This is a genomic window from Streptomyces sp. NPDC111744, assembly GCF_055634995.1.
Genome location: NZ_JBVKCG010000054.1, coordinates 1 through 14,759, shown reverse-complemented (window position 1 = coordinate 14,759; position 14,759 = coordinate 1). Strand labels below are relative to the sequence as shown.

The window sequence follows — 14,759 nt, the reverse complement described above, 5'->3', positions numbered from 1 at the left end:
TGTCCCAGGTGGTCTCGGACACAGGCATACGGCGGTCGGCAGACGGCGGGCCGGCCTCACGTCCGGCAACCGTCCGGGGCGGACGACGGCCCCGTTGCGCACCGATCCGGCCATGCCATAGCGCTCCGGCACTGTCACCCCGGCTGACCCAGTAGGGGGAATCGCACGCCCCCCGGGCGCGAGCGGTGGCTGAAAGCCGGCGATGACCGTGAGACTCGCAGGTGGACCTGTGCTCGTCGTCCGCGGCGGGGTACCCGCCGGCGCACGAGTCGCCCTGCCCCAGGAGGCACCCCCCATGACTTTCAATCCGCTCGAGCAGCGCGGTATCCCGCTGGACCGTCAGGTGCGCAGTTGGCGTGAGCTGAACGTGCAGCCGATCGACCCCGACCGGTGTGACCCGTACACCCGGTGCCGGATCATCACGATGAACGGGATCGAGGTGGAGGCCATCCTCTTCAGCCACCAGCTCGCTCGCAATACGGCCGACCCGGAGGTCAAACGGCAGCTGGCGCGGACGCGGTACATCGAGGCGCAGCAGCAGAAGGTGGTGAACTGGCTGCTGCCGGGCGTCTCCTCGGTCCTGGAGACGACGATCGCCTACGAGCAGGTCGCCGTGGACCTGACGGCGTGGGTCGCGCGGATGGAGCCCGATCCGTACCTGAAGCAGGCGTACCAGTTCGGTGTGCTGGAGGACTTCGACCACCTGTACCGGTACGCCAACCTGTACGAGATGATCGAGCACCGCAAGGCGGAGTCGATCGTGGACAACCTCACCGAGGTGATGCCGGGCCGGCCGACGAGGTTCCACCACCGCGATCCGGTCGACAACGTCCGCGACCCGTACGACAAGGACGCCACGAACCCCCTGTCGAAACTGCACGCGTTGACGATCATGTCGGCCGAGCAGCAGACGATGAACTTCTACATGAACACCGGCCCCACCTACATGGAGCCGATCGCCCGCCGGCTCTACCAGGAGATCGGACTCATCGAGGAAGAGCACGTCACCCACTACGAGTCCCTCGTGGACCCGGGCGAGACGTGGTGGGAGCAGCTGGTCAACCACGAGTACAACGAGTGCTACCTGTACTACTCCTTCATGGAGCAGGAGAGCGACCCCAGGGTCAAGGCGATCTGGGAGCTGCACCTGAACATGGAGCTGGAGCACCTGCACACCGCCTGTGATCTGATGCGCCGGCACGACGGGCGCGAGCCGCAGGAGGTCCTGGCCCCGGAGCTGCCAGGCGTGCTCACCTTCGAGCCGAACAAGCAGTACCTGCGCGAACTGCTGGACACCCAGATGGACCTCACAACCCTCGGCGCCGGCTACGTGCGCGAGGCACACGAGCGGTTCGAGAAGATGCAGGAGCAGATCCACGGCGGCGAAGCCCCGCCGAGCGACCGGGTCATGACCGAGCACGACGAGATGTTCGGCCGCGAGTACCGGGTCCAGTCCGAGGGCGAGTACCCCAACCCCGCGCAGCGCGAGAAGTGAGGCCGCCGCACATGTCCGAACTCCAGACAACTCAGGCCGGCGACGACCAAGCCCCCGACATCGACGTTGTCGCTCTGCTGATGCGCCAGCACGGCGACATCCGCAACCTCTTCGACGAGGTCGAGCAGAGCCGGGGTGTGGAACGCCGGGACGCTTTCCGTCGCCTCGTACGGCTCCTGGCCGTGCACGAGACCGCCGAGGAGGAGGTCGTCCACCCGTTCGTCCGCAGGGCGGTCGAGGGCGGCGAGCAGGTCGTGAAGGATCGCCTGGCGGAGGAGAAGTCGGCGAAGGAGACCCTCGCGGCCCTGGACGACATGGACACCGACGACCCGAAGTTCATGCCCCGGCTCAGGCAACTGCGCACCGAGGTGCAGGAGCACGCGCGGGCGGAGGAGCGCTACGAGTTCTCCCACCTGCGCCGCAGCACCGACGTCACCAACCTCGCCACCATGGCCAAGGCCGTCAAAGCGGCCGAGGCGATGGCTCCCACGCGGCCCCACCCCGGGGTCCAGTCAGCCACCGCCAACGTGGCGCTCGGCCCGGTAGCCGCACTCATGGACCGCACCAAGGACGCCGTCCGCAAGGCCATGGGGGAGAACTGACATACCGGAGCCGTGAAGTCGGGCCGCCTCAAGAATGCCAAGGGGGGCTCAAGGACTGCCAGCCGGTATACGCCGAACGCGACAGCCAGCCGCGTCACGAGACAGGGCTGCAACGGGCCGGCGCTCAGAAGTGAGTCTCCGGGCCACCACTCAGCGATCGACGCATGGGATCCGGGTGACATCTTGCTCGGCGAAGACCTGCTGGGACGGTACGAGCACGAGCGGATGAACCGGATCTCGGTGGAACCACTCGACGCCCGCTCACTTTCCGCCGTCTGCTCCGTAGGCGTGCCCGCGGGGCAGGGGACCGAAGCCGGCGTGGCGGCCGGGGCGGGCGGCAGCGTGGCGCTGCCCAGGGCCTGGCCCACTGCGGGCGGCGAGGGCGTCGGCGACGGCACCGGTGGTGAAGGCGTAGACGGCCTTGTGGAGAAGGTCCACGGCGAGCTCCTGGCGGGGCCAGGTGGCCGGTGGGGCGCCGACGCCGGTCGCATTTTCGAGGATCTGGTCGCTGGTGAGGCGGACGACGGTGAACTTGGCAGAGGCGATCGCTCCACGCAGTCCGGTCTGCGCCATGATCGACCGCAGCACTCCGAGAAGGGCTGCCTGGCCGTAGTGCATGGCCCAGTTGACCGGCAGCGGCTGTCTGCCGGAACGTTCGGGCAGACCGGTCAGCCGCTGGAGAACCCGCGCGGGCACATGGGAGTCGGGCCGGCCGGTGACGGCCTGCTCGATCTTCTCACCGAAAGTCATCACAACCCCTCCGGCGGTGCCGGCGAGCAGTCCCTGCCACAGTGCGCGCTTGAGCATGCCCCGGCGGGTACCCGCTACCACCGCCTTCACCCACGCGGTCGGTGCCCCGCACCAAGCGGACGCCCAGAAAAACCAATCGGCCGCGGTCGACCGCCTCTGCCCAGGGCAGGGATTCCGCCCACGCTCCGATGTGCCCCCGCCGGTGTGGCACCGGCCGTCCACGCGGCCCGCCGCGACCGGGCGCGGAGCACGCCTTGCCGCTCCCGCATGTCCGTCCCCGGCCCAGCTCCGGGCCGAGGACTGCAGACCCACCGCGGTCCGGTGAAGGGTCACTCGCCGGTTGTCTTCTCGACGAGCGCGCTGTAGGCCAGTTGCAGCGTGTCCGCGCCAGCCAGAGCGGCGAGCGCGCCCATGGTGGTGCGTGTCGCGCGCGGCCAGAGCAGTTGGCCGGCGGTCAGGGTGGAGACCACCCAGACGCTCATGCAGAAGGGGCAGGTGGCCAGTTCACCGACGGTGTGCTTGGCATCCTCGGACTGTGCCTCCTCGTGCACTTCGGCCGGGCCCTGCGGGGCGACGTACCGGGTGAAGGGGGCGCGCAGCGGGCTGGTCACCGATGCCTTGGTCAGCAGCCGGCTGAGCCGGAAGGTGGCGACCGAGGTCAGGACCACGTCCCACGGCTCGGGCCGGTTGGGCAGCGGCCGGCCGCGGAGGCGTACGGCTGCGGCCCAGGCCGTCGTATAGGTGGCGAAGGCCGCCATGGCTGCGAGGTAGCCGCCCAGCGGCCGGTCGCGCCCTGCCGCGTACTCCCTTCCGGTCCGCTGCAGCAGCCGGTGCAGACGTCGTGCCAGGCGGCTGTCAGCTGCGCTGTTCATGGGTTCCCGTCTCCGTACGCCGTTGCCCCTCGCCGGCCTCGCCCGGCGCCTGTCCGTCCGGGTCCTGTTGGCGCAGACGTATCTCGACGTGTCCGTCGGCGATCCGGGTCTCGAAGGACGGCTGGGGGTGCGGTGGCCGGGCCGCGGACGTTCCAGCCGTCCGAGAGCCGGAAGACACCGCCGTGCCATGGACACTGGACGCATCCGTCACTGACCGTGCCCTCGGAGAGCGGACCGGCGAGGTGGCTGCACCGCTCGGCCAGGGCGTGGATCTGCCCTCCGGTTTCCCGGACGACCAGGACCGGGACGTCGTCCACGCTGCGCCGCACCGGCTGGTCGACCGGGAAGTCCGCCACGGCTCCGATCCGGTGCCAGCCCTGGGTGACGACGTGCGGGACCTCTTCGGCGTGGTTGGCGCCGGATGCCTGGCGGTAGGCCAGGTGACCGCCCGGCATGCCGCCGAGGGCGACCGCCGTCAGTCCCAGGAAGCCGTAGGTCGGGCCTGCCGTGTGCTGGCCCTTCACGCGGCTGATGCGCGAGGCGGCGTACAGGCCGACGGCCGCCGAGTTGGTGAGGGCGTGCACCAGTCCGACGCGCTGCTGCTGGCGGTGCAGCTCCGCCCAGTCGACCCAGCCCGCGAGGGCTGCGGGTGCGGCGAAGGCCAGGCCGACGCCGACCAGCAGGCCCGCCTCGCGGGAGCGGCCGGGGTACAGGTCCAGTACCGCCGCCGACAGCCAGCTGCCGATCGGTACCTGCACCATCAGGGGATGCACCGGGTGCCCCAGCCACCTTCCGTGGAGTAGCTCCCGCCCGTCGCCGAGCGGCAGAGTCCGCACCGCCTTGCGGACCGTGTCGATCACCGCATCGGCCCTCAGCTCCCGCTCCAGGCGGTCCAGCAGCCGCAGGGCTCGGCTCTTCCGCATCTGGCTGCGGCGGCGTGGCGTAGTGCTCATGGTCGGCCGGGTCCCCGCCCGCTCCGACGGCAAACAGGAGCCGGGGCGTTCCGGTGGACCACGGTCAGCCGCCCGGCCTGATCACCGCGCGCACGCAGCCGTCCGTCTTGTCCTTGAACATCTCGTAGGCCCTCGGTGCTTCGTCCAGGGGGACGGTGTGGGTGGCCAGGTGGGCCGTGCTCAGCTCGCCGGCCGCCAGCCGGTCCAGCAGCTTGGCAATGTAGCGCTGACCGTGCTGCTGGGCGCCCCGCACGGTCAGGCCCTTGTTGATCACGGCTCCGAGGGGGAACTTGTCGACGGCGCCGGCGAACACACCAAGAATGAAGACCGTGCCGCCCTTGCGGCAGGCGTGGACGGCTTGTCGTACGGCGGTGGGACGGTCGGTCTGGAGCCGCAGCTGCTGCTTGACTTGGTCGTAGAGGTGCACGGGGCTGTCGCTGTGGGCTTCCATGCCGACGGCCTCGATGCACACGTCCGGGCCGCGGCCGCCGGTGCGCTCGCGCAGTTCAGCCCCGACGTCGGTGGCCGTGTAGTCGATGACCTCGCTGCCGATGTGCCGCTCGGTCATCTCCAGGCGTTCGGAGATCCGGTCGATGGAGATCACGCGTTCCGCGCCGAGCAGGATCGCGGCGCGCGCCGCCATCTGGCCGACGGCCCCGCAACCCAACACGGCGACCACGTCGCCGGTCTTCACCCCGGCCAGGTCGGCGCCCATCCAGCCGGTGGGCACCGAGTCGGACACGAACATGGCGCTGGTGTCGTCGACGGCCTCCGGGACGGGGAAGGCGCCGTAGTCGGCGAAGGGGACGCGCACGTACTCGGCGTGGCTGCCGCGCAGCCCGCCCATGGCGTGGGAGAAGCCGAAGATGCCGCCGGTGTCTGCGCCGAACAGGGCCTGCCCGATGCCGGGATTGGTGTTGGTGTTGTCGCACAGGGACCACAGGTCGTGGGCGCAGTACCAGCAGCGGCCACAGCCGACGAACGAGCAGACCACCACCCGGTCGCCCACCTTGTGCCGGCGCACGCCCGACCCAACCTCGACGACCTCGCCGAGGAACTCGTGCCCGATGACGTCCCCGGACCGCCTGAACGGGATGTACCCGCCGATGAGATGGAGATCCGAGCGGCAGGTGGTGCCCGCGATCAGCCGTACGATCACGTCCTGGTCGTTGCGCAGGCCAGGATCGGGCACCTGCTCGACGGACAGCTTGTTGACGCCTTCCGGGCGCGAGAGAAGTCCTGGCAACGGGGATGTGGCTTACCTCCACTGGCGGGCCTCCGGCCTTGGTGCAAGCCTAGGAACCTCCGGGGCCCCGGCCCAGGCCCGTGGTCCGGCTCGGGACCCGGGTTACCGGCGGTGGGCCGCTCATGCGGTTTGCCATGGCACCGGTGGGTTACCCCGAGTTGGCCGCGGGCTGATGCCGGTGATACAGGGAAGCCTGCGGTGACAGTCTTCGGGTGCGCGGGAGAGTGCTTGTGAACGACATCCCTGTTGCCGCCGGCTCGTGTCCCGTCATGGTCCTGGCGCGTGCCGCGTCAGAGGGAGACCTGTCGGCGGCGCGGGCCCAGATGGGTTTTTCGCTGGCCTGGCACATCGTGGTGGCCTGCCTCGGGGTGGGCCTGCCAGCGCTGACTCTTCTCACGGAGTGGCTGGGTGTCCGCAGGAACGATCCGGCGTTGAAACTGCTGGCGCGGCGCTGGGCGCGGGCCATGGGCGTGCTGTTCGCCGTGGGCGCGGTGTCCGGCACGATTCTCAGTTTCGAGATGGGGCTGCTGTGGCCGGGGCTGATGGGGCGCTTCGGCCAGGTGATCGGGCTGCCCTTCGCCCTGGAGGGCATCGCCTTCTTCATCGAGGCGATCTTCCTCGGCATCTATCTGTACGCCTGGGACCGGCTGTCGCCCCGCAGGCATCTGCTCACGGGGATTCCCATCGTGATCGCGGGCACCGCGTCGGCGTTCTTCGTCGTCTGCGCCAACGCGTGGATGAACCAGCCCCGCGGCTTCACGCTGCGCGACGGCAAGGTAGTCCACGTGGACCCCTGGGCGGCCATGCTGAACCCGGCGAGCCCGCCGCAGACGGTGCACATGATCCTCGCCGCGTTCATGGTGTCCTCGTTCCTGACCGCTGCCGTGTACGCGGTCGCCCTGCTGCGGGGGCGCCGCGACGCTTACCACAAGGCCGGCCTCGCCATTCCGTTCACCGTCGGCGCGGTGGTCGCCCCCTTCCAGATCGTGGTGGGCGACTGGGCCGCCCGTTTCCTGGCCGACTACCAGCCGGTGAAACTGGCGGCCATCGAGGGCGTGTACCGCACCGGCTCCCACGTGCCGCTGACCGTCGGCGGCGTCGCGGGGCAGGACGGACTGAAGTACGGCCTGGAGATCCCCGACGGCCTTTCCCTGCTGGTCGGGTACCGGCCAAACACGGTCGTGAAAGGACTGGACACGGTGCCCCGCGGCCAGTGGCCCGCCGTCACCGGCGTCCACTGGGCCTTCGACCTCATGGTGGCCGTCGGGTTCTTCCTGCTGGCCCTCGGCCTGTGGCTGCTGCTGGCGTGGTGGCGCACCCGGCGCTCGGACGGCGAGCTCCTCGACCGGCGTGGCAGCCGTCTGCTGCTGATGCTCGTCGCGCTCGCCGGCCCGGCGTCCGTGGTGGCGCTGGAGAGCGGCTGGAGCGTCACCGAACTGGGCCGGCAGCCGTGGATCGTCTGGGGCGTGATGAGCGTACGGGACGCCGTGAACCCCGCGCCCGGCCTGATGGCGGGTCTGTGGCTGGTGCTGGTGGTGTACGCCGCCATGACCGTCGCCACGGTGTACGTGCTGCGCCGCCTCGCTCGTGCGACGGCCGTTCCGGCCGCGCCGCAGGAAGCGGACGTGCGGGGGTACCCCGTGGTCTGACGGGACGGCCCCTCGTCCCGGTTCCGCCCCACCGCCCAGCGAACCGAAGCCGTCCTTGGAGGCACCGTGCTCGCCGACACCGCCCTCGCCGTCATGTGGGTCGGACTGACCTGTTACGCCCTATTCGGAGGCGCCGACTTCGGCGCCGGTGTGTGGGACCTGCTCGCCGGGGGCGCACGCCGGGGCGAGGCGCAGCGCCGGCTCATCGAGCACAGCATCGGCCCGATCTGGGAAGCGAACCACGTCTGGCTCATCTTCGTGATCGTGCTGCTCTGGTCCGGTTTCTCACCGGTGTTCGCCGCCGTGATGTCCACCCTCTACCTGCCGCTCACCCTGGCCGCCCTCGGCATCATCGCCCGCGGCGCTGCCTTCGCCTTCCGTAAGGCCAGCACCGAGCTGTGGCAGCGCCGGCTCTTCGGTGCGTGCTTCGCCATCTCCTCATTGGTCACCCCCTTCTTCCTCGGCGCCGTCGCCGGCGCGGTCGCCTCGGGACGGGTGCCGGCCGGCCTCGCCGAGGGGAACGTGCTCACCAGCTGGCTCAACCCCACTTCCGCGCTCGGCGGTGTCCTGGCCGTCCTGACCTGCGCGCATCTCGCCGCCGTCTACCTCTGCGCGGACGCCGACCGCGAGGACGACGCGGAACTGGCGCGCACCTTCGCCCGGCGTGCCGTGGCCAGCGGACTGGCGAGCGGAGCAGTCGCCCTGGTCGGCATCGCCGTGCTGCGCGCCGACGCTCCCCAGTTGTTCCACGGACTCACCCACCGGGCGCTGCCGCTGGTCGTTCTGAGCGCGATCAGCGGTGTCGCGGGCCTCGGCCTGCTGACGCGGCGACGTTACGTCGCGGCCCGGGCAGCGGCCGCGCTGGCCGTCGCCGCGATCCTGTGGGCCTGGGGCGCGGCGCAGTACCCGGCCATGCTGGTCGGCAGCCTCACCGTGGACCAGGCCGCCTCCCAGCCCGCCGTGCTCTCCGCCTGCCTCATCGCCCTCGCCGGCGGCGCGGTGCTGCTGATCCCGGCCCTGTGGCTGCTATACGGCACCTTCCAGCGGTCGCACACGGACCAAGCGCGCCAGGCGCACAGCCACCGTACGTCGTCATGAAGCCGTCAAGCCCGTCTAAGGCGTCGTAGCCGTGGGATCCGGTGTCGCGGTCGTCGGCGAGCAGCTCAGCTGGTTCCAGGACGAGGAGGACCTCCTCCTCCCCCGGTTGCAGGACGCGGTGGACACCGCCCGGCTACGCACCCTCGGCACCACCTGGGCGGCGGTACGCCAGACCGCCCCGACGCATCCGCACCCCGTCATCCCCCGCCGGCCTCCCGGGAACGCCCTGCTGGGTGTACCGCTCAGCGTCTACGACCGTGTGCGGGACGCCCTGGGCATCGGTAGCTCCGAGTCACGACGAGGGAGGTGATCGCGCCCTCGCCGAGCAGCTCGCTGCGCCCGCGTGGGCGTCGCCGCATGGCACTACCCCGCCAGCTCCCTGTTGACGCGGGAGCTGACGCGGTTTCGCTCCCTGTCACCACACCATGTCAGCGAGAGCGATGGAATACCACGAGCCGTTAGTAGACCACGCAGAACCATCCCCGGGGCTCCTGCAAACCACACCGATGCGCAGTGTGGCCACCCAGTTGTGACGCCCATCCGCTAGCCGAGGCGGCGGCCGCGGCCTGGAGCCGTGCTGCCGCGGTTATCTTCGACCAATCAGCCGCGGACGATGTTCTGAGCCGCGGTCCCTTCCGGCCCTGTCCGATGTCGAAGGTGACGTGTTCCCCTTCGGTCAGTTCGCGGTAGCCGGTGCCTTTGATCTCGGAGTCGTGCGCGAAGATCGACGCTGTTCCAGCTCCCGACAGCGGGAGCCGCAATGGGAGTGCCCGGAGCCAGTGGGTTCATAGCTTCCGAGAGGGTCCGGTGCGGCCGTCTGCGAGACGCCTTCCACCATGTGGCCGTAGGGCGACACGTCATCTGCCGACAGCGGCATCCATACGAATCCCGGAAGCCGCCCAGAGGGCGCTCTTCGCTGACAGCAGCAGCTGCAACGGCCGACGTTGCGCAGCACTTGCTCGGCCAGCGGGACGCTTCACCAGTATCGCAGCAGGGTTGCGCCTTCGGTGGCTTCCGTTTGCCGGACGACTTCGACGTGGGCGGGGCCGGTGGCGGTGGCGAGGGTGGCACGAAGGCCCGCGCACTGGTGGCCGTAGGTGCGGTAGCCGTCGCGGGTGACCAGCCAGATGCGCCCGTGCGGTCGTATGCGGGCGAGCATCCGGGTGGCAAAGGCGGTGGGGGACGCGGCCTTGTTGCGCCGCTCGTAGTCGACCCAGTCGACCATGGCCGGGTCACGTGCGGTGGGGTACGCCACTCGGAGGGCGGTTGTGTGCAGGAGCCGGGTGACAGCGGGGCCGAGTTGGTCGGGGCAGAAGATCACAATGTCGCCCGCTGTGGCATGCCGATTGAGCACCGCGGCGATCTGGCCGGCCTGGGTGCGGGGGACGGTGAGGTTGAGCGCGGCGATGGCCAGCCACGCGGTGACCAGGACGAGGACGGCGGGTGACACCGCCCGGCGAGGCAGCAGGGTGACGCCGAAGGCCGCGATCAGGATGACAGGGGCCACGACGACCGCCGAGTAGCGGGAGACGAAGGCGGAGCCCACAACGCGGGAGGTGGTGAAGGCGGCAGCCACGGTCAGCAGGGTGACCACGCACACCGCATCGATCGGTGACCGGGTCCGCCCGGCCATTGCCGGTCGGCGCCGACCGGTGGGGTCTATGCGGAGGCACAGACCGGCCAGCAGCGGTGGCCAAAGCAGCAGGGAGAGGGGAGCGTGCAGCGGGCGTCCTCCAGCCGACCAGGCCCCGGGCAGAGCCGTCAGGGAGCGCCAGGTCGTCGCTGCGGCCCATGGCGTCCCGGTGTGGTGAAGCTGGAAGAGGAACGACGGCAACCAGGGCATGAAGGCGCATGCTGCAAGGCACAACGCCGCCAGCGTCCAGGCGTCGGCCGCCTGCCGGCGCCGGCACAGCCACCGCGAGACAGTCGTAAGGAGGATGGCTGCGAGCAGGAACAGTGCCCAGTAGTGGGTCAGCAGCAGTAGACCGCCCGCCACGGCGGCCATGGCCGCGTTCGCCGGGCCGGGTCTGTGGCGCAGCCGTCGCAGGACGAGCGCCAGCATGAGGACCAGGAGGACGACCAAGGAGTACATGCGCGCCTCGGTGGCGTACCGGATCAGCCAGGGGTTGACCACCGCGAAACCGAGGGTGAGGGCGGCGAGCGGGGGGCCGCCCAGAAGCGCGGCCCAGCGCCAGAACAGCGGCAGGGCCAGCACGCTGCACAGACCCGACAGACTGCGTACGGCGGCATCACCGTCGCCGAACACGCACATCCACAGGTGCAGCACGATGTAATACACCGGGGGAGCCCCGTCGTGCCGCAGGGCACCGGGGATCAGATGCAAGGGTAGGCGGGCGATCGCGACGCTCTGCGCCTCGTCCAGCCACAGCGGGTAGGGCGCCCAAAAGCGCAGGAGTACGCCTGTCAGCGCCGTGGCCATTGCAAACAGGGTGAGGGCCCAGGTCACGGTCCTGCGCCAGGAAGCCTGGTCCGCTGCTTCGGTGGGCGAAGCGGTGGTGCCGGCGAGCCGCGGCCGGGGTGCGGAGGTGTTCATGCAGACCGGTTTCGGGCCGATGCGGGGCCGCTGACCGAGGGGACGAGGGGGGCGTCGCGGCCTGTGCCGTGCCGGCTGGTGGTGTCCTCCTCGTGGTAGTCGGCCTCGACGTTGACGGCCCACAGGTCGTGGTCGGCACCGTCCAGGTTCTCCACCGCGAGCATGGCGGTGACCATGGAGTGATCCTGGTTGTTGTACTTGTGCATGCCGTTGCGGCCCACTGCCTGTACGTTCCGGGCGTGCTCGGCGAGCCAGTGGCGCAGTACGGCGACCCGCTCCATGTAGCCCTTGTCGTAGACCGGGTACGCCTTCGGCACGCGTACAACGTAGCCGGCCCGGACCTGGGCGTCGGTGAGCAGGCCGAGGGCGGCCAGCTCGCGCCGGGCCAGATCGACGAGTTCTGCATCGGGCAGGCACCACACCTCGTCGCCCTCGTTGACGAAGTACTCCATGCCGAGACAGGTGCAATCGTCCTTGACCAGGTGCGGCGACCAGGAGCCGAAGTTCTGCACCCGGCCGACCCGTACGCCGGGCGTGTGCACGTAGATCCAGTTGTCGGGGAAACCCGCGCGCTGGGGAACGACCAGCGCGACCGTGAGGAAGTCCCGGTAGGAAAGACCCTGGGCTGCTTCCACCACATGGGGCGGCGGGGCGGGGTCCATGGCCAGTACCAGTTCCGGCAGCGGCATGGAGGAGATCACGTGCTCGCATGGGTAGCGGACGGCGGTCCCGGAGGGGTGCTGGACCACCACCGCGGCTACCCGGTCCGCTTCACGTTCCAGACGGGTCACCGGCGAGTCGAGCACCACCCGGGCACCCGCCTGTTCGGCCAGCTCACGGGCGCGCTGCCACATCATGCCGGGTCCCAGGCGCGGGTAGTCGAACTCGTCGATCAGAGTGGTGATCTTCGTGCCGGTGCGTCCCGGCCGTAGGGCCTGCACCACCGCTTTGGACAGCGAGAGGTTCTTGATGCGCTGGGCCGCCCAGTCGGCCTGGATGCTGGTGGCCGGCACTCCCCACACCTTCTCGGTGTAGGTCTTGAAGAAGATCCTGTACAGCCGCTTGCCGAACCGGGCGCTCACCCATCCTTCGAAGCTGCTTTGGTCACGAGGTGGACGAGCGCGCACCGCCGCATAGGACATCATGCACAGCGCGGCCTCCGTGACCCCCAGCCCGCGCAGGGCGTTGAGTGGCTTGAGCGGGTAGTCGAACAGCCGGCCGCGGTACAGGATCCGGCTGAGTCGGGGTCGGCGCAGGAAGTCCTCGGGGGGCAGGATCTCACGCCACAGGCGCCGCACTTCGGGGACCTTGGTGAAGAAGCGGTGGCCGCCCAGGTCGAAGCGCCAGCCGTCGCGTTCCACGGTCCGCGCCAGGCCGCCGACCTCGCCCGTCGCCTCCAGCACGGTCACGTATCGACCCGACCGGGATGCCAGGAGAGCGGCGGTCAGTCCTGCGGGGCCCGCACCGATCACGATGACCGCTGAGGTGGAGGGAGTGCTCACGTTGGCATCCTTCGTCCGGCACACGGGCAGAGCGGCATGACAGCAGCCCCTCTTTGTCACGTTATGGCCGGTGTTCGGCGGTTGCCCGGCCCAGTGAGCCGTTCAGGGGACGTATCGACCGCCGAAGCCGACCGTCGCCAGAGCCGTGAAGAGCACACAGCACGCGCCCACCATCAGACGCCAGCGCCTGCGCGTGGCAAGGACCAAAGCGGCGGCGGTCAGGAGCGGGAATACCGCTGAAAGGTAGCGCGGCAGCGAGCGAAGGCCCGCGGCTGAGGCCGCCAGGGCCACCATCGCCAGGGCCCAGGCGCTCCATGAAGCGGGCAGGCGCCGACCGGCGACCCACAGCAGGGCGGCGGTCGCGGTCAGCAGCAAGACGTTGACAATCAAGGTGAACACTGCAGTACGGGTCAGATGGCCCCCTGACGGATGCAGCCAGTCCACGAGAGGGTTGCCGACGAGTCCGCCGCGCAGGGAGCCCTGGGTCTGCACCGCATACGGGGCCAGCCAGCCGTGGCCGGCCGCCGCGCACCATCCCGTGTACATCAGTGTGCCGATCCCCGGTGACACTGCCGCCGCTGCCGCCTGCAACCGTCGGGCCCGAGAAGGAGCGCTCACGAGCTCCACCAGGGCGGGCACCGTGAGCAGTACGCCGGTCGGGCGCACCAGGCCGCTCAGTAGCCCTGCAGTCATCACCCCTGCTTTCGAGCCACGGGCCAGGAACAGGAAGAACGCGGCGGCCAGCAGGCCGGCCAGCGCCTCGGTGTAGCCGAGCACCAGTACGGCGCATCCGGGTGCCAGTTGGGAAAGCCAGACCGCCCGGCGCGCAGCCGGGCCGTCGGCAGTCGTCTCCCGCACCACCATGTGCAGCAGCGTGCCGTACGCCAGCGCACACACCGAGCACAGCCCCAGCAGGACAACGGTGGCGGGAAGCGTCGTCAACGCGGCCCCGATCCGGACCGTCAGTGGCAGCAAGGGGAAGAACCGCACTGCAGCGGGCCCGGGCGGCTCGTATCCCCGCACCGCCAGCAACCGGTACCAGCCCGAGTCCCAGACCAGCAGACCGGATGACGGCCGCACCGCCCCGGTGTCCGGCAGACCCCCGTAGTGCCAGCGCGCCAGTGCGAGAGCGACGGCGACGAGTGCGTGGGCCGTCAGCCACGGCGGTGCCGCCACTTTGACAGCCGTCCACCAGGGCTCCGTCCCGCTTCGCCCGGTGAGCCCTGCCCTCCCTCGGTGCACTGCGCCAACACCCGCCACCGGGGCCGGATCGGCCGAGAAGACCAGAGTTCGGTACGCCCAGAAGCGGAACACCATCGCCAACGCCATACCGACGACGTTCTTCGCCACGTTCACGGCGACCACGCCGTGCAGCCCGAGCACGTCGCGGCAGGCCACGGCGCACCCGGTCGTGATGCCTGCCCCCACGAGGTTCACCACACAAAACAGGGCGATCCGCCGCCCAGTGCGCCCAAAAGGCCGCTCGCGATACGTCCAGTGCCGGTTGCCCACATAGGCGACGACGGTGCCCACCACCGCGCTCAGCAGTGACGACAGGGCCACTGCCAGCCCCGAAGCCAGAAACAGGTTGAAGGAGCCGACCTCCGTGATAAAGGCGACCGCTCCCGAGACTCCGAACTTGGTGACCTCGGGCAGCGCCCGCGTCCAACGCCGGATGCAGGGGAGACGCGCCGCGTCAGCCGGAACTGCCTTGAGCGCCTGTGAACGCTCTGGGTCGGTCTGCTTCACGACACTCCGGCCTTTCGCGTGCACGCACCCGCCGACAGGCTGCGACGGGCTCCCGAAGAAAAGGACGCATGCGGCCGAGCACGCCTCCAACAGCTCCTGTCTACCCTCCTGGCTCCTCCCGTCAGCGAGCGCGTCAGCAGTTCACTAGCCCGGTCGATCCATTCCTTCCCATGGCCGAGACCGTGCCGCGCAGAAGGCCGCCGAAAAAGAGGCGATTTCGGCGGCCTTCGGATCCAGGATGCGCGTGATCAGCGCGCAGGGCCCGCACGGGGCTACTGGTCGCGGGTTG

12 protein-coding genes and 1 pseudogene are annotated in these 14,759 nt (G+C 70.1%); 5 read left to right on the top strand and 8 right to left on the bottom strand.

Annotated elements, in window-relative coordinates; translation table 11 throughout:
• The first annotated feature begins 295 nt into the window (after window positions 1-295).
• Window positions 296-1,495 (top strand): hypothetical protein, encoded by a 1,200-nt coding sequence (locus ACZ7OO_RS43490; protein ID WP_471512922.1) that lies wholly within the window; start codon window positions 296-298, stop codon window positions 1,493-1,495.
• An 11-nt stretch (window positions 1,496-1,506) separates the two neighbouring features.
• Complete coding sequence (locus tag ACZ7OO_RS43485) at window positions 1,507-2,097, top strand: hemerythrin domain-containing protein (protein ID WP_471512921.1); 591 nt, start codon at window positions 1,507-1,509, stop codon at window positions 2,095-2,097.
• Between the two features lie 261 nt (window positions 2,098-2,358).
• Here ACZ7OO_RS43485 and ACZ7OO_RS43480 read toward each other — a convergent pair whose 3' ends face one another.
• The 4 genes and pseudogenes from ACZ7OO_RS43480 to ACZ7OO_RS43465 all read right to left on the bottom strand — a co-directional run bounded on the left by ACZ7OO_RS43480 (window position 2,359) and on the right by ACZ7OO_RS43465 (window position 5,918).
• Window positions 2,359-2,904 carry a hypothetical protein gene (locus ACZ7OO_RS43480; protein WP_471512920.1) on the bottom strand — a complete coding sequence of 182 codons (546 nt, stop codon included), beginning with the start codon at window positions 2,902-2,904 and terminating at the stop codon, window positions 2,359-2,361.
• Between the two features lie 272 nt (window positions 2,905-3,176).
• Entirely contained in the window at window positions 3,177-3,719 is a 543-nt protein-coding gene (locus tag ACZ7OO_RS43475) for a DUF1360 domain-containing protein (RefSeq protein WP_471512919.1), read from the bottom strand.
• Window positions 3,703-4,642 (bottom strand): annotated as a pseudogene (locus tag ACZ7OO_RS43470) (Rieske (2Fe-2S) protein). The gene ACZ7OO_RS43475 and the pseudogene ACZ7OO_RS43470 overlap by 17 nt, the downstream one beginning before the upstream one ends.
• Before the next feature lie 94 nt (window positions 4,643-4,736).
• The gene (locus ACZ7OO_RS43465) at window positions 4,737-5,918 is read right to left on the bottom strand and encodes a zinc-dependent alcohol dehydrogenase (protein WP_471512918.1); all 1,182 of its coding nucleotides are present in this window, start codon (window positions 5,916-5,918) and stop codon (window positions 4,737-4,739) included.
• A gap of 230 nt (window positions 5,919-6,148) precedes the next feature.
• Here ACZ7OO_RS43465 and ACZ7OO_RS43460 point away from each other — a divergent pair, with 230 nt between their 5' ends.
• The 3 genes from ACZ7OO_RS43460 (at window position 6,149) to ACZ7OO_RS43450 (ending at window position 8,975) form a co-directional block, all read left to right on the top strand.
• Window positions 6,149-7,567, top strand: a complete 1,419-nt coding sequence (locus ACZ7OO_RS43460) for a cytochrome ubiquinol oxidase subunit I (protein WP_471512917.1) — start codon at window positions 6,149-6,151, stop codon at window positions 7,565-7,567.
• 66 nt (window positions 7,568-7,633) lie between these two features.
• Window positions 7,634-8,665 (top strand): cytochrome d ubiquinol oxidase subunit II, encoded by a 1,032-nt coding sequence (locus tag ACZ7OO_RS43455; RefSeq protein WP_471512916.1) that lies wholly within the window; start codon window positions 7,634-7,636, stop codon window positions 8,663-8,665.
• 31 nt (window positions 8,666-8,696) lie between these two features.
• Window positions 8,697-8,975 (top strand): hypothetical protein, encoded by a 279-nt coding sequence (locus ACZ7OO_RS43450; protein ID WP_471512915.1) that lies wholly within the window; start codon window positions 8,697-8,699, stop codon window positions 8,973-8,975.
• A gap of 148 nt (window positions 8,976-9,123) precedes the next feature.
• On the opposite strand, the gene ACZ7OO_RS43445 is transcribed toward ACZ7OO_RS43450, so the two are convergent.
• From ACZ7OO_RS43445 to ACZ7OO_RS43430, 4 genes are all read right to left on the bottom strand, one after another.
• Window positions 9,124-9,426, bottom strand: a complete 303-nt coding sequence (locus tag ACZ7OO_RS43445) for a cold shock domain-containing protein (RefSeq protein ID WP_471512914.1) — start codon at window positions 9,424-9,426, stop codon at window positions 9,124-9,126.
• 215 nt (window positions 9,427-9,641) lie between these two features.
• Window positions 9,642-11,219 carry a glycosyltransferase family 39 protein gene (locus ACZ7OO_RS43440; RefSeq protein ID WP_471512913.1) on the bottom strand — a complete coding sequence of 526 codons (1,578 nt, stop codon included), beginning with the start codon at window positions 11,217-11,219 and terminating at the stop codon, window positions 9,642-9,644.
• On the bottom strand, window positions 11,216-12,721 hold the full coding sequence (locus ACZ7OO_RS43435) for an NAD(P)/FAD-dependent oxidoreductase (protein WP_471512912.1): 1,506 nt from the start codon (window positions 12,719-12,721) through the stop codon (window positions 11,216-11,218). Before ACZ7OO_RS43435 ends, ACZ7OO_RS43440 begins: the two co-directional genes overlap by 4 nt.
• A 102-nt stretch (window positions 12,722-12,823) precedes the next feature.
• Window positions 12,824-14,470, bottom strand: a complete 1,647-nt coding sequence (locus ACZ7OO_RS43430) for a GtrA family protein (protein WP_471512911.1) — start codon at window positions 14,468-14,470, stop codon at window positions 12,824-12,826.
• Between the last annotated feature and the right edge of the window lie 289 nt (window positions 14,471-14,759).

What these genes read in the sequence shown, in the direction of transcription:
- ACZ7OO_RS43490 (WP_471512922.1), top strand. Translation starts at nt 296, where the DNA reads ATGACTTTCAATCCGCTCGAGCAGCGCGGTATCCCGCTGGACCGTCAG.
- ACZ7OO_RS43485 (WP_471512921.1), top strand. Translation starts at nt 1,507, where the DNA reads ATGTCCGAACTCCAGACAACTCAGGCCGGCGACGACCAAGCCCCCGAC.
- ACZ7OO_RS43480 (WP_471512920.1), bottom strand. Translation starts at nt 2,904, where the DNA reads ATGCTCAAGCGCGCACTGTGGCAGGGACTGCTCGCCGGCACCGCCGGA.
- ACZ7OO_RS43475 (WP_471512919.1), bottom strand. Translation starts at nt 3,719, where the DNA reads ATGAACAGCGCAGCTGACAGCCGCCTGGCACGACGTCTGCACCGGCTG.
- ACZ7OO_RS43440 (WP_471512913.1), bottom strand. Translation starts at nt 11,219, where the DNA reads ATGAACACCTCCGCACCCCGGCCGCGGCTCGCCGGCACCACCGCTTCG.